This is a genomic window from Thermosynechococcus sp. B3 (genome assembly GCF_030323045.1).
Classification (GTDB): domain Bacteria; phylum Cyanobacteriota; class Cyanobacteriia; order Thermosynechococcales; family Thermosynechococcaceae; genus Thermosynechococcus.
Window position 1 is genome coordinate 638,502 of sequence record NZ_CP097584.1, and the last position, 20,199, is coordinate 658,700.

The 20,199-nt window shown below is 53.1% G+C and carries 21 protein-coding genes and 1 tRNA gene; 4 read left to right on the forward strand and 18 right to left on the reverse strand.

Annotated features, from left to right (window positions below):
* Positions 1–13: 13 nt before the first annotated feature.
* From minC to M0646_RS03250, 5 genes are all read right to left on the reverse strand, one after another.
* Positions 14–802 carry a septum site-determining protein MinC gene (gene minC, locus M0646_RS03230; protein WP_286649865.1) on the reverse strand — a complete coding sequence of 263 codons (789 nt, stop codon included), beginning with the start codon at positions 800–802 and terminating at the stop codon, positions 14–16.
* Positions 799–1,587 carry a nuclear transport factor 2 family protein gene (locus M0646_RS03235; protein WP_226971996.1) on the reverse strand — a complete coding sequence of 263 codons (789 nt, stop codon included), beginning with the start codon at positions 1,585–1,587 and terminating at the stop codon, positions 799–801. Before M0646_RS03235 ends, minC begins: the two co-directional genes overlap by 4 nt.
* 33 nt (positions 1,588–1,620) lie before the next feature.
* Positions 1,621–2,457, reverse strand: coding sequence for a Ycf66 family protein (locus M0646_RS03240; RefSeq protein ID WP_149818104.1), 837 nt, complete (start codon positions 2,455–2,457; stop codon positions 1,621–1,623).
* Between the two features lie 104 nt (positions 2,458–2,561).
* The gene (locus M0646_RS03245; protein ID WP_190278187.1) at positions 2,562–2,687 is read right to left on the reverse strand and encodes a photosystem II reaction center X protein; all 126 of its coding nucleotides are present in this window, start codon (positions 2,685–2,687) and stop codon (positions 2,562–2,564) included.
* A gap of 89 nt (positions 2,688–2,776) precedes the next feature.
* A complete protein-coding gene (locus M0646_RS03250) occupies positions 2,777–3,775 on the reverse strand; it encodes a phosphodiester glycosidase family protein (protein WP_286626562.1) in 999 nt (332 codons plus the stop codon).
* 191 nt (positions 3,776–3,966) lie between these two features.
* On the opposite strand from M0646_RS03250, the gene M0646_RS03255 reads away from it, so the two are divergent.
* From M0646_RS03255 to M0646_RS03265, 3 genes are read left to right on the forward strand one after another with little or no spacing between them, the layout of a single operon-like run.
* Positions 3,967–4,953 carry a cytochrome c oxidase subunit II gene (locus M0646_RS03255; RefSeq protein ID WP_286626563.1) on the forward strand — a complete coding sequence of 329 codons (987 nt, stop codon included), beginning with the start codon at positions 3,967–3,969 and terminating at the stop codon, positions 4,951–4,953.
* 33 nt (positions 4,954–4,986) lie between these two features.
* Positions 4,987–6,645, forward strand: coding sequence for a cytochrome c oxidase subunit I (ctaD, locus tag M0646_RS03260; RefSeq protein WP_286626564.1), 1,659 nt, complete (start codon positions 4,987–4,989; stop codon positions 6,643–6,645).
* 19 nt (positions 6,646–6,664) lie between these two features.
* Entirely contained in the window at positions 6,665–7,270 is a 606-nt protein-coding gene (locus tag M0646_RS03265; RefSeq protein ID WP_149818114.1) for a heme-copper oxidase subunit III, read from the forward strand.
* Here the strand turns inward: M0646_RS03265 and M0646_RS03270 are convergent.
* The 6 genes from M0646_RS03270 to M0646_RS03295 form a co-directional block, all read right to left on the reverse strand.
* On the reverse strand, positions 7,267–7,980 hold the full coding sequence (locus M0646_RS03270) for a DUF4079 domain-containing protein (protein ID WP_286626565.1): 714 nt from the start codon (positions 7,978–7,980) through the stop codon (positions 7,267–7,269). The two genes, M0646_RS03265 and M0646_RS03270, sit on opposite strands and share 4 nt — an antisense overlap.
* 40 nt (positions 7,981–8,020) lie before the next feature.
* Positions 8,021–8,530 carry a hypothetical protein gene (locus tag M0646_RS03275; protein WP_190278188.1) on the reverse strand — a complete coding sequence of 170 codons (510 nt, stop codon included), beginning with the start codon at positions 8,528–8,530 and terminating at the stop codon, positions 8,021–8,023.
* Between the two features lie 19 nt (positions 8,531–8,549).
* A tRNA-Arg gene (locus tag M0646_RS03280) sits at positions 8,550–8,622 on the reverse strand.
* Positions 8,623–8,640: 18 nt separating this feature from the next.
* Positions 8,641–9,357 (reverse strand): ABC transporter ATP-binding protein, encoded by a 717-nt coding sequence (locus tag M0646_RS03285; RefSeq protein ID WP_149818118.1) that lies wholly within the window; start codon positions 9,355–9,357, stop codon positions 8,641–8,643.
* Positions 9,358–9,360: 3 nt separating this feature from the next.
* Entirely contained in the window at positions 9,361–9,600 is a 240-nt protein-coding gene (locus M0646_RS03290) for a hypothetical protein (RefSeq protein ID WP_286626566.1), read from the reverse strand.
* A gap of 157 nt (positions 9,601–9,757) precedes the next feature.
* Positions 9,758–12,013, reverse strand: a complete 2,256-nt coding sequence (locus M0646_RS03295) for a bifunctional diguanylate cyclase/phosphodiesterase (RefSeq protein WP_286626568.1) — start codon at positions 12,011–12,013, stop codon at positions 9,758–9,760.
* A gap of 407 nt (positions 12,014–12,420) precedes the next feature.
* On the opposite strand from M0646_RS03295, the gene M0646_RS03300 reads away from it, so the two are divergent.
* Positions 12,421–13,038 carry a hypothetical protein gene (locus M0646_RS03300; protein ID WP_286626569.1) on the forward strand — a complete coding sequence of 206 codons (618 nt, stop codon included), beginning with the start codon at positions 12,421–12,423 and terminating at the stop codon, positions 13,036–13,038.
* Here M0646_RS03300 and M0646_RS03305 read toward each other — a convergent pair.
* From M0646_RS03305 to M0646_RS03335, 7 genes are all read right to left on the reverse strand, one after another.
* Entirely contained in the window at positions 13,035–14,276 is a 1,242-nt protein-coding gene (locus M0646_RS03305) for a zinc ribbon domain-containing protein (RefSeq protein WP_286649866.1), read from the reverse strand. The genes M0646_RS03300 and M0646_RS03305 overlap by 4 nt on opposite strands.
* Complete coding sequence (gene trpS / locus M0646_RS03310) at positions 14,273–15,280, reverse strand: tryptophan--tRNA ligase (RefSeq protein WP_286626571.1); 1,008 nt, start codon at positions 15,278–15,280, stop codon at positions 14,273–14,275. The genes M0646_RS03305 and trpS overlap by 4 nt, the downstream gene beginning before the upstream one ends.
* Before the next feature lie 143 nt (positions 15,281–15,423).
* Positions 15,424–18,015 carry a M1 family metallopeptidase gene (locus M0646_RS03315; RefSeq protein WP_286649867.1) on the reverse strand — a complete coding sequence of 864 codons (2,592 nt, stop codon included), beginning with the start codon at positions 18,013–18,015 and terminating at the stop codon, positions 15,424–15,426.
* 40 nt (positions 18,016–18,055) lie between these two features.
* Positions 18,056–18,280, reverse strand: coding sequence for a DUF167 domain-containing protein (locus tag M0646_RS03320; RefSeq protein WP_149818134.1), 225 nt, complete (start codon positions 18,278–18,280; stop codon positions 18,056–18,058).
* A 6-nt stretch (positions 18,281–18,286) separates the two neighbouring features.
* On the reverse strand, positions 18,287–18,700 hold the full coding sequence (locus tag M0646_RS03325; protein ID WP_286626574.1) for a hemerythrin family protein: 414 nt from the start codon (positions 18,698–18,700) through the stop codon (positions 18,287–18,289).
* Positions 18,701–18,714: 14 nt separating this feature from the next.
* Positions 18,715–19,569 (reverse strand): DUF4388 domain-containing protein, encoded by an 855-nt coding sequence (locus M0646_RS03330; protein WP_286626575.1) that lies wholly within the window; start codon positions 19,567–19,569, stop codon positions 18,715–18,717.
* Between the two features lie 27 nt (positions 19,570–19,596).
* On the reverse strand, positions 19,597–20,163 hold the full coding sequence (locus M0646_RS03335; RefSeq protein ID WP_149818140.1) for an ATP/GTP-binding protein: 567 nt from the start codon (positions 20,161–20,163) through the stop codon (positions 19,597–19,599).
* Positions 20,164–20,199 lie beyond the last annotated feature (36 nt).

Genomic DNA, 20,199 nt, shown 5'->3' on the forward strand with positions numbered 1-20,199 from the left:
AGAATAGATTATCTCAAGGCGCCTCGGATACAGCGAAGGATCGTCCCCAAGTATTGGCGGGGGCAATCTGAATCCCTTGGTGAGTGGCGTAGGCCACCTCCGGATAGGGGGGATTTGGCGGATCTGGGGTACGTGCCAACAGATCAGCAATCCGTAACTGTGTGGCTGCCATTTCAAGGGTCATAATCCGTGCCCCCCGATTGCCCTTGGCACCGGCGTGGGCGATACCGCGTAATCGCCCCCAGACGATAATATCGCCGGCAGCAATGATACTGGCTCCTGCATTGACATCGCCAACAATCACCACAGTGGCGTCATGGTGAATTTCCATGCCTGATCGCAGGGTTGTTTTCAAGTAAAGGGGGTTGGCCACGGGGTCTGAGTCCCCCTCAGTCTCTTTTGCAATTAAGGGTGGCAGTTCCCCCTGCTGGACACTGTAGCCAAGGGTAGCGGCAGCGATCGCCGTCTGGCGGCGTTCGGTAATAATCTTGTCCAGTCGCAACTGATGCTCGCTGAGAGCCTCGGCCAACTGTTGAAGCTGTGACTGATCTAAAAGCCGCTGTCCGCAGGCACAATCTACGGGTAAGGTCTCTGACCAGAGGTGTTCTTGACCGACAAGGTAAAGTTGCAACTGCGGCCACAGGTCAATCCAATCTAAATCGGCCGGCAACGTGAGTCGGTAGCGCCCTCCACAGTGTTCTAAAGCAAGGCCGCTGACAATGGGTGTGCTTTGCTCCACCTCAAGAGTTACCGCAGGGCTTTCAGCAGGTTCCTCTACGGGGGTTGACTCAGACTCACTCATGGTTTTTCCACTCGCAGTCGCTGTGTAATCAGAACCATGCCCGTATCGCGAATTAAGGCCACAGAGACCCAGCGATTACCGGCTTCTTGAGGCGCACGTCCCACCTTAAAAATCCCGCCCGCAGAGAGAAGTTCCAATTTGACGGGGCTAGGATTGGCGTAGGTTTGGGCGTTGATGGGCTGATCGCTGGCGGCGCCGAGGAGAATGGCATTGCCAATAGGTTCTTGCACAATCGCATCAAGGCTAAATTCTTCACCCGCACGCACGGCTTGGGGGAGGGAGAATTGCACCGTAGGCGGTGTCGCACCAATCGTGATCGTAGTTTTTTCGCTGGTAATGTCTTGGCGGATGATTTTGCCGTTGCGGATGACTTGGGTGGCTTGCAGGTTGCCACGAATGTTTTGCGGGCGATCGCTCGTGCCGCCGGTTCCCTCAATGGTTGTACTAATCTCTAGAATCCACTCATTTCCCTGCTGTTGCCAACGGTTCACCGTCGTGCGGTAGCGGATGTCACGGTAGGGTTGCCAAAACGTCGGCAGTTGTTTGCGTAAGATTTCAAGGGTGAGGCCGTCCCCTGTTTTGAACTCAGGGTCATAAAAGGCTAGCACTGCCTCTAGATTCTTTTGACTGGCTGCTGTATCCAACCCGTTAACGAGGGATTGCAACGATTCTGGCAGAGCAGCCGGAGTGGCTTGCGCGAGGGGAGCCGCCCAAGTCTGCTCCTGTATCCCCCCACAGATCACTGCCAAGCCAAGAACTGAAACCAAAAAAGAGCGACGCATCATTCACTGCCTTTGCGACTCGTTTGCCATTAAGGTCTATTCATCAAAATTGGCGGAGTTATCTTGCTCGTCAGTGGGGGGACGATCCAAGGGTTGATAGGGCACATATTCACTGCCATCCGTTGTTCCTTCCGGACGGGGGCGGGGGGGTCGCCGTCGCACAGGGCGATCGCTCACTTCCGCAGTTTCCGTAATCGGCGGCGGTCGGCGGGTTGGCCGGCGGGTTGTCGGTGTTGGTGGGCGATAGGGTTCATCGACAATCTCATCTGCCGCTGGTGTTGTCGGTCGCGGACGTCTTGAAGGGGGACGCCGAACACTGGGGCGGCTAGGGGGTGGGCTACTGCGGCGCGAGGGTAAACGTCCTACAGGGGGGGTATCTTCCACATCTTCGTCTTCATAGCGCGATCGCGACACATCACGGCTACCACGAATTCGCCGCAGGGGTGGGTACTCCTCCTCTTCTTCCTCGTCGTCGTAGGGTTCGAGTTCCTCTATTTCCGCACGGTAGGTGTAGCTGCGGCTCACAGGTCGCTCTTCATCCACAATCGGGGTATTTCGCCGCGCCTGCTCTGTGGCTACCCGCCGCAAACGAATACTTTCGTAGGCAAAAAAGGCAGCGGTGCCCGTCAGCAGAAACTGGCCAAAGAGCAGAATTGGATCGAGGCGCCATCCTTGGAAAAAGAGAATCCCACCGCACAGGAGAGCCACTGCGGCAAAGAAAATATCATGATCCCGCGCTAACTCTGGTTGAATCGAGCGCAGAAAATAGAGGAGGGCTCCAGCAACCGCTAGGCCAATTCCCAAAATGCCAGCAGGCCCAAGCCCGACATTAACAATTTGACCAAGGAGGGGGGAAAAGGAAAGATACGTCATTTAACCCATTGTATTGAAGGGGCAAAATAAAACACAGAGTCACAGCGCAATGGCCATGACTCTATTTTAGCGATGATTGCAAAGCCCACCAGCCGCTTGGCTGCCTATGAAGAACGCTGCACTTTATCAATTTGACTAATGGTGATCAAAGCAGCGAAGGTTAAACCCAGCACCACCGCGCCGGACAATAGCCCAATAAAGAAACCTTTCAGAGAAGGGGTAATGGTCAACAGTAGAGGGTACGCAGAATGAATCATGGCTGTTGCTTGCAGGTCAAAGTGAACACTAGGATTTTAACAAAATCTGGCCTTGCTGCTCATTAGCCCCAGTCTCGCCAAGCCCGCAATCGCGTCAGTAGCCGCTGCTGAATCCGCTCCCAAAACCCAAAGGAAAGGGTGCCTCGGGGTTGCTCTCGTGGGACTAAGCCGATATTTGCCCCGACCGGTCTGAGCGATCGCCCCATGGCCATCGCCGCTTCGCGAGCCTCTTCTCCAGGAGGAATAAACGTGAGGGTGGGAGCGGGTAGCCAACGCGCCAGTTCGCAATAGCGATCGCGGGGATGATTTTTTACTTGTCCCTGCACCACCAACGTCGCCGATTCGCCACCATCCACCGCCGTTGCATCAGTGACGCCCTGCTCCAGTAAAAACGCCTGAAGCTGTGGAAAGGAGACCCCCGGCGAACCACCATTGCCCCGCCCATCGCTGACGACGAAAATATATTCATTGCCCCGTCTGCCGAGAATCGCCTTTGGGGACGTGCGATCGCTCCCATCAACGGGTAGCTTCCTGCCCCCTTCTAAAATTTGCTGCGAGCCACTCACCACATTAAAGGGTTGCTCTGGCAACCTACCGCGATAAAACTCGATCCCTCCTTGGGCAGGAAAATTCACCACCCCTGAATAGCCCCCCTCATAGGGACGCACCACCTGACCATTCACGATGTAGGCTCCGAGAACCCCCGCTGGAATCGTGCCTCGACCGCTCAAGCAGGTTTGCCGCAGTGCTCGGTAACTAATACCCTCAGGATGGGACTCGCCCATGATCCATTTTTGATAATCCTGAAAAGAGAGCAGGGATTGAGCATGCAGCCAGCGGAAAAAATTAGTATTCATCGCTGCCACAGCTCCCGTCCGCCGCGCAAAAGCCGCTGTCGTTTCTAAATAGGTATCTTGGCCATTGGGGGCAGGTTCTGTCATGACCACCCGATAGTCTGCCATCGGCGCAGCCACCATATATACCTGCGTTTGATCCACTCTATGGGTCGAGTACTGGAGAGTGGCTAACGAGAGGCCAACCCAAGGCAACACACTCAGCATCTATTTTCCTCCGGCACAGCCTTCAGTTTCGGTGGGCTATCTCTAACCTAGGACGCAAAAACAGATGATTCTGTCCCCAAGCTGCTTTAAGGATAGTGAATAAATCAACATAAATCTTTAGGTTCTTTTAACCCACATCCTTGGGGAATCTGCCTAGGATCAGGGTGGGATTTTCTGGACGCTTTGGCACCATGGAACAAATACCCGCTTCAATTTGGACACTCACCGCTGGCGTTGTTGTCACCCTGATTAGCTTTTGGGTTGGTCATCACCATGGCCTCCTGCCGGAACAGGCCTCTGAGCAGGCTCCCTTGGTGGATAACTTCTTTGACATTATGCTCACAATTGGTACCGCTCTCTTTTTGGTGGTACAGGGTGCGATCATCCTCTTTGTGATTCGCTATCGCCGCCGTGCCGGTGAGGAAGGGGATGGCCTACCCGTAGAGGGCAACTTACCCCTAGAGGCCTTCTGGACGGCCATTCCTGCCCTGATTGTGATTTTCCTTGGCATCTACAGCGTGGATATTTTCCAGCGCATGGGGGGACTGAATCCGGGGGATCATGCTATGCACGCGATGCATACGCCCAAGCCAGCAGTGGCAGTTGTTGCCGAAGCCCCCTCAAAAACCACCAGCGATGCAACTGCCCTTTTAGCAGCAGCGCCAACCCCTGAAATTGGCATTGGTGCCAGCCCCGATGTTCAAGGCAAAGCCCCAGATGTAGTGGTGGATGTGGCGGGTATGCAGTATGCATGGATTTTCACCTACCCCGACAGTGGCATTGTCTCCGGCGAATTGCATATCCCAGTGGGCAAGGATGTCCAATTGAACCTCTCCGCGCGGGATGTGATCCATTCCTTTTGGGTGCCCCAGTTTCGCTTGAAGCAGGATGCGATTCCGGGTGTGCCCACTGAACTGCGCTTTAAGGCTACCAAGGTCGGGACATACCCCGTCGTCTGTGCTGAACTCTGTGGTGGCTACCACGGTGCCATGCGCACGCAGGTGATCGTGCATACCCCAGAGGATTTTGAAGCGTGGCGCAGTCAAAACCAAGCGATCGCAACGACTCCCGTGATCCCCTCCCTGAGCGATCGCCATGTCGAGGAGATGGGCGTCACCCCCCAATTAGTGGCGCAAGTAGAAGCAATGACCCACCACCATTCTCCGGCAAAGCTTTAGTTTTCTTCCTACTGTTGCATTCTTGAGAGAGTTATGGCGCAAGCACAACTGCCGCTAGATACCCCCTTGTCGCTCCCTGAGCATCCCAAGGCGTGGAAGTGGTACGACTATTTCACCTTTAATGTTGATCACAAGGTGATTGGCATTCAATACTTGGTCACCGCCTTTATCTTTTACTTGATTGGCGGACTGATGGCGGTGGCCATGCGCACGGAGCTGGCAACGGCAGATTCAGATTTTCTCAATCCCAATCTCTACAATGCTTTCATGACCAACCACGGCACCATTATGATTTTCTTTTGGGTGGTGCCAGCGGCCATTGGTGGCTTTGGCAATTACTTGGTGCCCCTGATGATTGGGGCGCGGGACATGGCTTTTCCCCGCTTGAATGCCTTAGCCTTTTGGCTGAACCCGCCGGCGGGGGCATTACTCTTGGCCAGTTTCCTGTTTGGCGGTGCCCAAGCGGGTTGGACCTCCTATCCGCCCTTGAGTACGATCACGGCCACTACTGCCCAGAGTATGTGGATTCTGGCGATCATCCTTGTGGGTACCTCCTCGATCCTGGGATCGGTGAATTTCATCGTCACCATCTGGAAGATGAAAGTGCCTAGTATGCGCTGGGATCAATTGCCCCTCTTTTGCTGGGCCATGCTAGCCACCTCTCTGCTGGCTCTAGTGTCAACGCCCGTGCTGGCGGCGGGGCTGATTTTGCTGCTGTTTGATATTAACTTTGGCACCTCGTTTTACAAACCTGATGCCGGTGGGAACGTTGTCATTTACCAGCACCTTTTCTGGTTTTACTCTCACCCGGCGGTGTACCTGATGATTTTGCCGATCTTTGGCATTATGTCTGAGGTGATTCCGGTTCATGCCCGTAAGCCTATCTTTGGCTATCAGGCGATCGCCTACTCCAGTTTGGCCATCTGCTGCGTGGGTCTCTTTGTCTGGGTACACCATATGTTCACCAGCGGTACGCCCCCTTGGATGCGGATGTTCTTCACGATTTCGACACTGATTGTGGCGGTGCCGACAGGAGTAAAAATCTTTAGTTGGGTCGCCACCCTCTGGGGGGGCAAGATTCGCCTCAACAGTGCCATGCTCTTTGCCATTGGCCTACTGTCGATGTTTGTCCTTGGTGGCCTCAGTGGTGTGACCTTGGGGACTGCCCCCGTGGATATTCACGTCCACGACACCTACTATGTAGTGGCACACTTCCACTACGTGCTTTTTGGTGGTTCCGTGTTTGGTCTCTATGCGGGGATTTACCACTGGTTCCCCAAAATGACAGGACGGCTCCTCGATGAGCGCTTAGGGATTCTCCACTTTGTGCTGACCTTTATTGGCACGAACCTGACCTTTTTGCCGATGCATGAGTTGGGTCTTAAAGGCATGCCACGGCGAGTGGCCATGTACGATCCCCAGTTTGAGTCGATTAATCTCATTTGTACGATTGGCGCCTTTGTCTTGGCCTTCTCAATTATTCCCTTCCTGATTAACATCATTTGGAGCTGGAATAAGGGCAAAATTGCCGGCGATAACCCTTGGGGCGGTCTCAGCTTAGAGTGGACGACCAGTTCACCGCCGCTGATTGAAAACTGGGAAGTGCTGCCTGTGGTCACCAAAGGTCCCTACGACTACGGCATTGAGCAGCGCAAGGGAAGCACCGATGAGGATGAGGACGAGGAAGAGTAGGACACTGTAGGAGCAAGCCATGCAAGGTACTGTTGACTCTCAAGCGACGGCCATAGCCGTTGATCATGCCCATGAGCACCCTGATTTTCGGGTTTTAGGGTTGCTGGTCTTTTTGATTTCTGAATCCCTAATGTTTGGTGGCCTCTTTGCGGCCTATTTACTTCTGCGGGGCATGAATGAGCAATGGCCGCCCGAAGGCACTGAGGTGGAACTTCTTGTGCCCACCATCAACACCATCATCCTTATTTCCAGTAGCTTTGTCATCCACTACGGCGATGTTGCCATCAAAAAGGATGACGTTCGCGGCATGCGCCAATGGTACTGGATCACGGCGGCCATGGGGGCAGTGTTCTTGGGCGGTCAAGTTTATGAGTACCTCACCCTCGGCTACGGCCTGCGCACCAATGTCTTTGCCAACTGCTTTTATGTGATGACGGGCTTCCATGGCCTCCATGTCTTTGTGGGGATTTTGCTGATTTTGGGGGTGATCTGGCGATCGCGCCGCCCCGGACATTACAATGCCCACAAGCATACGGGGGTGGCCATGGCAGAGATCTACTGGCACTTTGTGGATGTGATCTGGATTATCCTCTTCACCCTGCTGTATATCCTGACTCGCTTTTAGGGACAGGTCTTGAATTGGGGCGATCGCGGATCAAAGTTGCACTGATAGACCACAGGTGCTTGCCAACTCAAGGGAATTTCCAAGAGGTCACGGGTACCCGTAATTCCCTGCAAGAGAAAAAGAACAAGGGCAAGGGAATTCAAGCCAATGTGAATCCGCCGCCACCTGAGCGATCGATCTTGGTAAATCTCCCCCACAATGGCCACAGAAAAAATCATCAGCATCACCGCCGCCAAGCCAAAGTAAAAGTGGGAAACCCACCACTCGTCATCACGGCGAAAGACCCCCGGTTGAAAAGCTAGAATGGTCACCCCCATCCCTGAGAGGGTGGCAAAAACAGCACGCCATAGCTTCGATTGAGCGCGATACAGCAGCGCCGTTGCTGCAATGGTGACAACAAACATCAGTGCCACGAGGACAACAGAGAGCGGTTGCAGTGTCTGATTCTCCGCCTGCATCAAGAAGCCCTGAAATCCAAACACCACTGAATAGGCCAAGGCCACCAATGTGATGCCAACCACGCCGGCTGCTAAAAGATTGCCCAATTTGACATGCAGGGTGCCCACTGTGGGTGGGATGGTGGTGTCTTTGAGACGACGCTGCCGCGTTTGCAGAGCAAAGAATGTGGTGATGCCAATGACCGGAAAGACAAATGTGCAGGCCAAGATGGGATGCAACAGCAAAATGATGTCTTTGAGGTTGAGAAACATACTGGCTAAGAACGATAAGGCCAGTTTTAAGGTAACGAATCTAGGGGCGGGGCAAATCAAAGAACAGCACTTTTGTCAGTAAGCCAACTGTGGCCACCAACAGGGTCACTAGGAATCCCCATAGCCGCGCATCTGTGCCCGCTTGTCGCTTAGAAATATCCTGCAAGGTGGACTCTACCGTATCAATCCGCTGCCCTAACTGTACTTCTATGGAATTGATACGCTGCTCCAGTTTGGCCTCCACAGCCTTCATCTGTTGTTCCAGCTTAGCTTCGACAGCATTGATGCGCTGCTCTAGTTTGGCTTCGACGGCGTTGATGCGCTGCTCTAGCTTAGCCTCCACAGCATTGATACGCTGTTCAAGTTTGGCCTCGACAGTATCAATTTTGTCCTCAAGCCTTTGGAATTTCTCGTTACTCGTGGCGATGTGAATATCCAGCTTTTTATCCATGGCTTGGATGGCAGCCTGCATTGACTGCATATCGGCCTGCATCCCTTGGATAGCATCTAAAACTTGGCTCAATTCGGAACGGCTAACGGGTTCAGTCATGATGCTGACACTTGATTAACGGACGTGGAGGGATTCGAACCCCCGACCCTCAGAACCGGAATCTGATGCTCTATCCACTGAGCCACACGTCCAGCCTTCTCATCATAGCATTAACCAAGGTAGGCTTGCTGAACCCGTGGATCATTCAGGAGATCCGCTGCACGACCGCTGAGGGTCACTTGACCCGCTTCAAGCACATAACCGCGATCGCCCAATTGTAAGGCTAGGTGCGCATTTTGCTCGACCAGTAGCATTGTCATCCCCTGTTGCCGCAGTTGTGCCAAGATGGCAAAAATTTCCCGTACTAAATTGGGCGCTAAGCCTAAACTGGGTTCATCAAGGAGCAGTAAGCGAGGACGACTCATCAGGGCACGGGCGATCGCCAGCATTTGTTGCTCACCGCCACTGAGGGTTCCCGCCAGTTGGTATTGCCGCTCTCGTAGTCTAGGAAAGCGCTTGAGTTGTTCTTCGAGGTCTTGTGCAATCTGCGCCTCATCTCGACGACAGTAGGCACCGAGAAGAAGATTGTCGCGTACGGTTTGGCGGGCGAGAACCTGACGCCCCTCTGGACAATGGGCAATGCCCAGCCTCACTAATTCATGGGGCGATCGCCCTGCAATCGATTGACCGGCAAAGCAAATGGTACCTTCACTGGGAACGAGTTTAGAGATGGCACGCAGCAGGGTGGTTTTGCCAGCACCATTGGCACCCACAAGGGTAATGCACTCGCCGGCTGCAATGGCCAGACTCACCTCGCGCAGAGCGCAAATGCCACCGTAGTGGACACTCAGGGACTCAATTTCCAAGATGCGCGCTTGAGAAGTCATCCCCTAGGCCGTGGTCTGTGATTCCTCCGGGTTGGGGGAGCCACCCCGCACCTCTTCCCATTCAGCAATAGCGGCATTTTCGGTTTGGGCAGCAGCACTGGTGACGAGGGCGGAAATTTCCCGAGGAGAGAACCCTTCTTCCAGTAGCTCCATATAGATAGGATGGAGGTTGCGTTGCAGTTCTTTGAAGATGGCGCGGGCGCGATCGGTATAGCGAAAGTTTTGGTCAAATAAGCTGGCCATCTGAGAAATCCAAGAGCACTGCCACTATCCTAAATCCTATCGGCACACCCATTGCCAGTGGTGGCGCGGACTTTTGTTTTCTTTCCCTTGGGCAATGATGACAAGTCAATTTGTTATTCATTTTTCGATTGAACTTGACTTGAAGGTGCTGGTGTTGTTAAAGGATGTGTTCCTGTAGATACACCTCAGCCTTGTCCGTAGTCAGCGGTGGGGCAAAAAGATAGCCTTGGCCAGAGGGACAGCGCAGCGATCGCAACAGTTGCAGTTGAGTTGTGTTTTCAATGCCCTCGGCAACGCAATCGAGGTGGAGGTTGCGCGCCAGCACCAAAATCGTGTGAACCACCTCTAGATCTTCTTGGCTGCGATCTATTTGGGAAATGAAGGAGCGGTCAATTTTAATGCCATCGAGAGGCAGATTGCGTAAATAGCTCAGGGAGGAATACCCAGTGCCAAAGTCGTCAATGTTAATGCGTACCCCCATCGCCTTCAACTCGGCAAGAATTTCGCGGGCAGAGTCCAAGTGTTGCATCAAGGTACTTTCAGTAATTTCTATCTTTAGAAAGTGCCCTGCTAAATGGTAATGCTCAAGGGTTTGTTGAATCTCAGCTACAAGGGTGGGCAACGAAAATTGGTTGGCGGACAGATTGATACTCATCGTAAAGCCCACGGACTGAAGCTTGGGATAACGCTGTTGCCACTGCTGCAACTGTTCACAGGCATTGTGCAAGACCCAGCGGGAGAGTTCAAAAATCAGCCCCGTTTCTTCAGCGACGGGAATAAAAACTTTGGGGGAAATCAGCGTATCCCCCTTTTGCCAGCGCAGGAGTGCTTCAAAACCTTTGAGAGATTGGCTCCGGAGCTTGACGATGGGCTGATAGTGGAGGACAAAGTCCCCCCGTTCAATCGCTTGCCGCAGTTCCACTTCTAAGTACAGGCGATCGCGCACCTGTTGCAGCATCACAGGATCAAAGACATCAATGCGATTGTGTCCCTTAGTTTTAGCGTGGTACATGGCCATGTCAGCATCCCGCAGCAGTTCCTCACTACTGGTGTAATGGGGGTTACCCATCACAAGACCGATACTCACCGTGCTGTACAGGGTGTAGTGATCGATTTCAAAGGGATGGTTGAGGCGATCCTGCAGTTGGTGGGCAATGGCTTGGGCATGTTCTATCCCCTCAATATCATTGAGCAAGACCGCAAATTCATCTCCCCCTAGGCGTGCCACTACGTCCTGAGGACTCACACAACGCGTCAGCCGCTGAGCAAAGGCTTGGAGGAATAAATCCCCTGTGCCATGTCCCAGACTGTCATTGAGGGTCTTGAAGCGATCGATATCCAAACAGAAAACAGCATAGTGGTAGTGGGGGTGCTCGGCTGCATAGCTGAGGGTAAGGCGCAACTGTTCCTCAAAGAACCAGCGATTGGGTAAATGGGTGAGGCGGTCATGGCGGGCTTGGTAGAGGAGTTGGGCTTCGATTGCTTTGCGCTCTTGAATTTCCGCTTGCGCCTTTTGATAGAGTTCTGCTTGCAGGATGGCGATCGCCAACTGGGTTGAAATCTGCTTAATCAGTTCAATTTCACTGTCTTGCCAGTCGCGGGGATGGGCGCATTGATGACAGATGAGCAACCCCCACAGCCGCCCTTCGACAACGATCGGTACCACCAGATTGGCCTTGACCTGATAATGAGCCAGCAGATCCCGATAGCAGGGAACTAGAGGGGCGGTGTCTAAATCATTTACCACATGGATGCGACCGCGCTTGTAGGCTTCAATGTATCGCTCTGTAAAGCAGGAATCCCCCACCACGTCCCCAAGAGCCGAGAACCAAGGGGGAACGACGGCTTCAACATCCATAATGCCGCGCCAATCCTCGAGGAAACGATAAACGAGCACGCGATCGCAGCCCAAGAGTTCTCGCACATCCTTGACGGCAGCTTCGAGAATCGTGGCCAGATCAAGGGATTGGTGAATGTGCTGGGTAATTTGTACCAGCAGGCGATCGTACTGGGCTTGGCGCAGCAGTTGTTGTTCCACCTGATGGCGATCGATGGCATGGCGAAAACTGCGCGCCAGCAAGTTGGGACTGAGTTCCTGAAAGCTCAAGTAGTCCTGAGCACCACTGTGGAGGATCTGAGTGGCCAGATCAGGGCGATCGCTGGGATCAATCACAACTAAGGGTAAGTGTGGATAGCGTTGCTGGAGTGTTTGCACTGCTTTAAGAACGTGATCCCCTTGAGCAATGAGGACAAGGAGATTGGGCTTGGCCTGAGCAACCACCCCGGGGGTTAAATGAGAATACGGACAGGTGTGAACTTGATAGCAAATGTAATCAATCTCGGCGAGATGGGGATATAAAATTTCACCCGATTGGGGGATGTTTTCGATCAGTAATATGTTGATGGATGGCAATAAGCATTTTTTTTGAGGATATTTTTGCGCAGAGTCTTCTGCGACGACTTCAACGGTCGCTAGTGGTTCTAAAGGGCAGTCATCAACAGCGGACAAAACAAGGAGTTTCTCAATCATTGCTAAGTCATCATTCAACACATTAAAATCACAAACTATACAAAAATTTATCAAGGAATATTATTTGTTGCTTCTTCCTAAGTCCATCATACAGCCCTTTTCTAAACTATTGGGGCAGCGATGGCACTTCATCCCCTCAAAGAGCGGTTTTGAGGCTTTTCTGACCGTGATCCCGTCACTGTGAAAAGGGGTGGGGATCGCTGTGAGATCGTGATAGAGAACACGTTTAGACTGCTATCAAAATTGCTAGGTTAGAAGCAGCATTCCCCAAAGGCAGGGGGTTGATCATTGTGCTGCAAAAACAACTTCAAAGCTGGCTGCGGGTTTCTTTACCGACATTGACGCTGGCGATCGCCCTTGTAGTTTCCCCATCCTCGGGTCTCGCCCAGCGGGATTTGATCCCCATTGACGGTTCCGATGAGGATATGCAGCTTCTCTTTGATCTGGTTTATTATCCGCGCCGCGATCCTGCCCGTTTTCGGCTGCAAAACAGTGCTGAGGTGGAAGCTTATCAGTTGATTCGCACCATTTTGCGTACGGGCACGACCCTCTACATCCGGCAGCGCCAAGATGATAATTACGGCTCCTATAGTTTTAGTCGCGATCGCTTGATCTTGCGTCCTCGCGCCCTTGCTCATTGGCCGATTTTTATCGAAACGCTGCGCCATGAGGGCTGGCATGTCGTTCAAGCCTGCTTTGCGGCGAAACGAGATTTGGATTCCTTGGTACCCGTGGGCATTCGCGTCAGCCCCGGTATCGTCGCGGATCTCTACCGCAAGAGTGGCTATAACCCCGCAGACATTCCAATTGAGGCCGAGGCCTTTGCTGCTGAGCGGCTACCCAATATGACATTGCAGGGGCTACAGCGTGAGTGTGCCGACTGGCTCAACCGCCCCAGCAAGGACTAGCCAGAAGAACGGGTCGATGCACCGCAATGACGACAATAGGGTAAGTGGCGATAGGTGGGCTGCTGACAATTGGGACAGGGCATCCACTGCAAATAACCACAGTGGGGACAGTGCTGATCGAGATCCCGTAGCCGCTTGCCACAACGGACACAGCGGTGTTTTTGGACTCGCCCTGCCGCCTGTCGCTGTGGATTGAGGAAAAGAGCTTGCGCCACTTTAATCATGCCAAACCCGACCGCTGGGATCAGCAGGATATAGAGGTAGCTGACCAAAAAAAGCAGACCGCCAAAGAGAGCAAGAATGACATTAGCCAGCCACTCAAAGAGTGCTCCCACCTGCAATAGTTCAAAAATCTTCAACACCAAAGGAATCAAGAAGATCACCAGCAGGTGCCAACTCATGAGGGCAAGCAGGCCATAACGGCGGCGATCAGCAAAACGATGCACCACTAGGGCGATCGCAATCAGCGGTAATAGAAAGAGGGCTTGTAAAACAAATTGGAGACTGGGATACCAAAACTGAGAGCGCTGATATTGGTTCTCAAGCTGGGCAAAGGTGGCGTCCTCGGCTAAAAATTTCAAGAAGGCTTGGCTATCGGCTTCTTGGAGAATCGCCTGTTCAAGGGCGGCAATCTCATTTTTGAGAGCGGCAATTTGGCGGTTGTTGGCCTCAAGGGTGGCTTTGGCCTTGGCGGCTTCCACCAAGTTGATCGATTGATCCGGGGGTTGCCCCGCAAGCTGCTCTAATAGTGTCGAGTCATACTCTTCACGAATGCGGGCATTGGTGGCCTCGAGGGTTTGAATTTGTGCCTGTTTCTGCTGTCGTTGCTTAAGTCGGGCTTGATTGGTGGGGTGGTTGACGGCATCTTGATACTTTGCATAGGTGAAGCAAATGGCGGAGATGGTTCCCAGTTTGCCCTTGCTGCTTTCCTGTAGGCGCTCCACAGCCGTCTGGGGCGGGGGGTCAAGGCTAATCTGCTGCTCTAGAAAACGAATGTCGCGCTCCCTAGCGGTGTCTTGGCGATAGGCTTGCCAAGGAGCATAACAGGGCTGGGCTTGACTGGGACTCAAAGGCCAATTGCTAATTTCGCTGAGGCCACTAAAGACATTAATGAGGATAAAAATATCCACCAAGATAATGACAATGAGACTGACCCAATTCAGGGGTTCGTCATTGACAAGGCGCGATCGCCGCCAAAATCCCCGCCAGAGTCGCCTCAACCCGCTTGTGATATTCATGGCAGCGTAAACCCAAAGGCAAGTTTTACCCGCTCTAGGGTTGCATTGGCCACACGGGCGGCCTGTTCTTGGCCTTTTTTGAGCAAATCCTTGAGATAGCTGGGGTCTGCCATAATCTCTTGGTATCGCTGCTGAATCGGTTCTAGGGTAGCAATCACCGCATCGGTGAGTAGGGGCTTAAACTGTCCCCAGCCCATATCGGCACATTCTGCTGCCACTGCCTCTTTCGTTTTTCCCGTGAGTACTTGATAGAGACTCAGCAGGTTATTGGCTTCAGGACGGTTAGGATCATCAAAGGTCAAGCCGCGGATTGAGTCGGTCTTGCAACGCTTGATTTTCTTGCGAATCTCATCGGGGGAGTCCAAAAGGTTAATGCGACTCAGTTCCGAGGGATCCGACTTCGACATCTTCTTGGTGCCATCGGTAAGGCTCATCACCCGTGCCCCCTCTTGGGCAATCAAGGGTTGCGGCAGCTTGAGAATTGGCGGCTGATTGTGGGCAAAGAGGTAGTTGACACGGGCAGCAATATCGCGGGTCAGTTCCAAGTGTTGCTTTTGATCTTCCCCCACAGGAACCAGATCGGCATCGTAGAGCAAAATATCCGCGGCCATGAGCACAGGATAGTCCAGTAGTCCTGCCGCCACGTTTTCCCCCTGCTTGACGGCTTTTTCCTTGAATTGAATCATGTCCTCCAGCCAGTTGAGGGGGGTAATGCAGTTCAGTAACCAAGTGAGTTCGGCGTGGGCGCTGACGTGGGATTGCACAAAAATAGTGGCGTGGGTGGGGTCAATGCCACAGGCCAAATACAGAGCAGCCACCGTATAGGTATTAGCCGCCAGTTCCGCTGGATCGTGGGGGACGGTAATGGCGTGTAAATCTACGACACAAAAATAGTTTTCATACTCGGCTTGCCCCGCCACCCAGTTGCGAATTGCTCCGAGATAATTCCCCAAGTGCAAGCTACCTGTGGGCTGGACTCCCGAAAGCACCCGTTTTTTGGTCACCCCAACCTCCTCTAATTGCATTCCTACTATGCTACAGCCCTTTTCCTATGGATGGAACACGGCTTAAAGGATGAAAGCCCCTCTCCCATGGCAGGGTCATCTAGGCTTGCCCAATGCCCGCAGGGGTCTGGGTGTCGCTATCCCTAACTTAGCGCTGCGTCCTGCTGGGTCGCTTTAGTGCGTGCTTCTAACTCTTCAAGGCGGCTTTTTAGGGTTTGATTTTCCTTTTGTAACTCGTTGAGGGTGGTCTCAAGGGTCTTGAGGCGGTCATCGCTGCCAAGGGCTTTCTGAACTTTGGCGATTCCTTCATCAACTGATCGTTTGATACGGCCGTCGGTGGTGCGATCGCCCAGCTGCTGCAGCAGGCCTAAAACTTGGGGATGGTCAATTTGACTCAGGGCTTGAACAACGGCCATCTGGGTAAAGAAAAAGGTCTCGTGGCTGAGTTGCTCTAGCCGTTCCAGAATTTGTTGCAGTTGGGGATGGTGGCGATCGCCAATGGTGCCAAGGGTACGAATGGCGGCCAAGCGTAGGGGTTGCGGGACATCAATAGCGGTGTAGTCAAGAACCAAATTCACCGCCTCTGGAGACTCCTTGAGTTCCCCCACGCCAGCGATCGCCCCACAGCGTACCACCTCATTCCAGCCTTGTCGTTTTTCCAAAGCCTTCCGCAGTCGTTTCAGCACTTTTTCGAGCTTGGGTTTCGGTTGCGGTTTGGCAGCGGCAATCACACCAATTCCCTTCAGGGCGGCAGCTTCAACGCTATAGCTGGGGTCGCCGTGCTTGGCAATGGGCTTGAGAAGTTCGTAGGCTTTGGCGGACTTAAACCCAGCAATGGCCTCCACGGCTGCTGCACGGACATGGGGATGGCTATCGGTAAGGGCGAGCCTTAGAGCCTCTAAGCTTTGATCCAGTTGAATCGTGCCCAGCACTTTGGCAATTTCACGCCGCACTCCCCAAAAGGGTTCCCGTTGCAGCGCCGCCGCCAAGGTTTGCACAACTTCTAGGTTTCCTTTTTTGCCTAGGGCAATGGCAGCTTGAACCCGCCCCAAAACATCGGGGTCGTACTGCAGTTGGGCTTTGAGTTCAGGGAGGGGGTACTCTAGGGTAACGGTTTTGAGGGTATGGTTGCCGGCATCAAAACTCACAAAGGTGGGCTGCTGTGGCAGCGGCAAATAGAAGGTGTGCTCTGGTTCATGAATGCGCAGGGGAATGGTTTTGACCGTCACCTGCCCCTGATCATCCACCGTACCGATGCCAACAGGGATGCGCAGATCAAAGAGGTTGCGCTCTAGGGGCGTGACCCCATCGGTCACCTGCTGCTGCTTGACGGTAAGAACGGCTAATTGATCGGCTACCTCCCAGCGATAGCTCACATGGAAGTCGGGATGTCCCCCACGAAAAACGTATTGGTCAAAGAGGGGAAGTAGGTTGCGGCCGGTGGCCATTTCAATCGCCCGCAGCAGATCCACCGTTTCGACAGTTTGATGGGCGTAGGTTTGGACAAAGGTTTGAATGGCTTTCCAGAATTGTTCTTCGCCGAGTTCCTGGCGGATCATGTGATAGACGCAGGCGCCTTTTTCGTAGAGGTGGCGATCGTAGAGTTCAATGGCTTCGCGATAGACATGGGTGACAATGGGGCGGCGGTAGCGATCGCTATCCTCACTGAGGTAGTTGCGCAATTCCCCAAGGCGATAATAGGCGGCAAAATCAGCGCCATATTCCTCCTCAAACCAGAGCACCTCGGCATAGGAGGCCATGCCCTCCTTGATCCAAGCGTGAGACCAGTGCTTGATCACCACCAGATCGCCAAACCACTGGTGTGCCAACTCATGGGCCACTAAACTTTCACTGCGAAAATCTTCAGCGGCGGCTCGCTCATCCAACAGACAGCGGTCTGTCAATAGGGTTGTCGAGGTATTTTCCATACCGCCAAAGATAAAATTGGCCACACAGACTTGGGCATATTTGGGGTAGGGATAGGGATAGCCGTAGATGCGGCTGAAAAAGTCCATCATCTTTGGCGTTTTGCCCAAGGTGCGGCGGGCATCAGCAGCGCGATCTTTAGCAACGTAGTAGGTGACGGGCTTGCCCTGCCACTGGTCATCAAAAACCGCAAAATCCCCCACCGCTAGGGTCATCAGATAAGTGGGATGGACCTGGGGTTGATACCAGTGAAAGATTTGCCACTCTCCCTCGCTGTAGCAGGCACGCAATTCCCCATTGGAAATGGCCTGTAAGGGTTGCCGCACCCGCGCTCGTACCTCTGACGTCGCCAGCTGCCCAGGAGAATCAAAGCAGGGAAACCAATAGCGGGAGTCCTCATCTTCCCCTTGGGTCCAAGCTTGGGGGGGATCAGTGGCAACAAAGTACAATCCCCGCTGGGGTTTCTGCAGACGGTAGTCAATGGTGATCACCAGCACCTGATCTGGGTGAATCCCCAAGCTCGCATCAAGGGAAATATCCAGAAACTCACCATCGTAGTGGAAGGCTTGGGGTTGGTGCTGCACAGTCACACTCTGGATCTGTTGCCCCACGGCATTGAGGCGCAGCTGGCGCACTTGGGAGTGCAATGGTCGTAGGTGGATATGACACTGTCCCCAGCATGCCTGGGTCTCTAAATCTAGGGTCAAGTCCAAGCAGATATGTTCCACCTGCCCCACTCGATCGGGACTGTAGTGGGGACGTGCACCGCTGAGGACAAAGGATTTGGCTGGAGTGACATCAAGAGTCATAGGTTATGTTGAGCCGCACTTGCTCTTAGTCTAAGGGGCATCAATCGAGGAGTTCAACCACCTTATAGCGACTGGTATGACCCTTGATTAACCGAACACGGGACTTAGGCACCTGAAAATAGGCTGCCAAGACCGCAATCAGTTCTTGATTGGCCTTGCCATCAGTGGCAGGGGCACGCACCGCCACCACTAGCTGACCGGCAGAATCAACAGCAACAGAGGACGCTCTTGCATTCGGTTTGACCACCAGATGGTATTTCTTCATGCCCTCCTAGCCTGAAGCATGGGCACAGATGTGCTGCCCAATTTGCTTGTCAATTTTCATAATGTGATTCACTAACCAGTCTGCTAACTTACCATGGATCCGGGTGGCGATCGCCGCATCCGCTTGGCTGTTGCGGTACTGCTGCTGCAGCTCTTCAATCATCTCGATGAACTGTTTATGGGCGCAGCGGTTAACTTCTGCTAGGGGGCACTGGTATTTTTCAGCACAGCTTTCTTCATTCCCGAAGTGCCACTCTGCATAATACTTCATGAAAGCAATTAGCTGTTTAATCGCAGCGCTTCCCCGACCCTGTTCAATGGCATCCGCCAGATCATTGACAGCACAGACGAGTTCCTTGTGCTGTATATCAATCATGGGCACGCCGGTCTGGAGCTGCTCTGTCCACGCGAAGCGTTGCATTGTTTTTTATCCCCCTAGACCGATTGTGGGTGGGTTTTTGTTTTCAGGAACGTAAAGATTCCCTCTAGAAAGGAAGAGCTAATTTCTGTTGTTTCAATGAGTTCTGGTTCCGTAGGGCTGGCGGCGGCAGCAGCAATGCCAGCAATTTCCTCGGCAATCCCCACCACTATCAGGCGAAAACAAATTTTTTGCACCTCTAGAATGGGTAAGTTCAACGCTTCACTGATTTCTTGGAGGGTTTTGGTACCGTTAGCGTACTCCCACACTTGCCACTCATGATGATTGAGGTGGTAGGGGGGCTGTCCTTCAATCGTGCTGGCAATGGTTGAACTCGGCAGGGGCAGCTTGTCCATTAGGGCTGTCCAATCCCGCAGCAGTCGTAGACCCGCCAAGGAAATTTCCATGGGTGAGGCACTCAGTCCCGTCATTTCCGCAAAGGGCAGTGGATGGTTGGCATCGAACTTAAACCAGCCCTCATTGAGGCTAAAGAGGTGAGGAATCGGTGTCAGTACCTGTTGCTTGAACAATAGCCGCAGCTGTTCTGGCTCAAGGGCACCTTGGGTTTTCAAACACAGCCCAAGGGATCCGGTTCGGGAACAAAAGGGTAAAAGGCGTTGAATGGTAGTTGGGCGCAGCCAGCCCCGCTGCTCAATGAGCCGTTGCAATCCTTGGTGATCCAAGGTCGTTGTTGCGGCTACAATCTGACCCAAGTGAAAGAAGATATAGTACTCCTGCATTTGGGGAATCAGCGGCATCATCCCCGCCATTTCCACGGGCTTAATGGAGAGGCAGCCCGTTTTTTGCCCCTGCTCCAGAAAATGAAAAATTTCCCCCAAGGAAAATTCCGATAGATAACCTGTAATTTTCATACATTCCCCCTAGTGAGTGATGTTGTTCTAAGTGGTGAGTGCACTGCGGTTTAATTGCGAGGATTGGGCACTGGCATAGGCTTGAATGAGTGCCATCATGGCAGCGGCAACGGAAGACTGATCCAAAGCATTCACAGGCACCATGGGTGGGCGGCGGTGGGGACTCAAGTAGCCAAGGGCGATCGCGATCTCTTCAGCAGGCCACGCATTGGGATTATCGGCATGGCTCAGACCCACTAGCATTGGAATCTTTGTGCGATGGCGCATGAAGGCCAAAATCCGCCGTGCGGCTCGAAAATCTTGGGGACGGTGAGAACTGACCAGTAGGATAAACGCATGGGCTTTGCGAATAAGAATATCCCACATAAAGTCAAAGCGTTCTTGGCCAGGGGTGCCATACAGATGCAGGGCAACATTAGGACCAAACTGCAGCCGCCCAAAGTCCATGGCCACGGTTGTTTTTTCCTTGAAAGCAGCAATTTCATCCGTTGCCTTGCGATCGGTATCCACCACCTCAATTTCGCTGATGGTACGGATGAAGGTGGATTTGCCTGCGCCCACTGGTCCTGTGATGACAATGCGCATAATTTCCATGGGTTGGCACCTCAATTACGGCAAAACACAGAGGAA

Bases quoted from the DNA above. Each gene is read 5' to 3' on its own strand.
- minC (WP_286649865.1), bottom strand. From the start codon at position 802: ATGAGTGAGTCTGAGTCAACCCCCGTAGAGGAACCTGCTGAAAGCCCT.
- M0646_RS03235 (WP_226971996.1), bottom strand. From the start codon at position 1,587: ATGATGCGTCGCTCTTTTTTGGTTTCAGTTCTTGGCTTGGCAGTGATC.
- M0646_RS03240 (WP_149818104.1), bottom strand. From the start codon at position 2,457: ATGACGTATCTTTCCTTTTCCCCCCTCCTTGGTCAAATTGTTAATGTC.
- M0646_RS03250 (WP_286626562.1), bottom strand. From the start codon at position 3,775: ATGCTGAGTGTGTTGCCTTGGGTTGGCCTCTCGTTAGCCACTCTCCAG.
- M0646_RS03255 (WP_286626563.1), top strand. From the start codon at position 3,967: ATGGAACAAATACCCGCTTCAATTTGGACACTCACCGCTGGCGTTGTT.
- ctaD (WP_286626564.1), top strand. From the start codon at position 4,987: ATGGCGCAAGCACAACTGCCGCTAGATACCCCCTTGTCGCTCCCTGAG.
- M0646_RS03265 (WP_149818114.1), top strand. From the start codon at position 6,665: ATGCAAGGTACTGTTGACTCTCAAGCGACGGCCATAGCCGTTGATCAT.
- M0646_RS03270 (WP_286626565.1), bottom strand. From the start codon at position 7,980: ATGTTTCTCAACCTCAAAGACATCATTTTGCTGTTGCATCCCATCTTG.
- M0646_RS03275 (WP_190278188.1), bottom strand. From the start codon at position 8,530: ATGACTGAACCCGTTAGCCGTTCCGAATTGAGCCAAGTTTTAGATGCT.
- M0646_RS03285 (WP_149818118.1), bottom strand. From the start codon at position 9,357: ATGACTTCTCAAGCGCGCATCTTGGAAATTGAGTCCCTGAGTGTCCAC.
- M0646_RS03290 (WP_286626566.1), bottom strand. From the start codon at position 9,600: ATGGCCAGCTTATTTGACCAAAACTTTCGCTATACCGATCGCGCCCGC.
- M0646_RS03305 (WP_286649866.1), bottom strand. From the start codon at position 14,276: ATGAATATCACAAGCGGGTTGAGGCGACTCTGGCGGGGATTTTGGCGG.
- M0646_RS03315 (WP_286649867.1), bottom strand. From the start codon at position 18,015: ATGACTCTTGATGTCACTCCAGCCAAATCCTTTGTCCTCAGCGGTGCA.
- M0646_RS03320 (WP_149818134.1), bottom strand. From the start codon at position 18,280: ATGAAGAAATACCATCTGGTGGTCAAACCGAATGCAAGAGCGTCCTCT.
- M0646_RS03325 (WP_286626574.1), bottom strand. From the start codon at position 18,700: ATGCAACGCTTCGCGTGGACAGAGCAGCTCCAGACCGGCGTGCCCATG.
- M0646_RS03330 (WP_286626575.1), bottom strand. From the start codon at position 19,569: ATGAAAATTACAGGTTATCTATCGGAATTTTCCTTGGGGGAAATTTTT.
- M0646_RS03335 (WP_149818140.1), bottom strand. From the start codon at position 20,163: ATGGAAATTATGCGCATTGTCATCACAGGACCAGTGGGCGCAGGCAAA.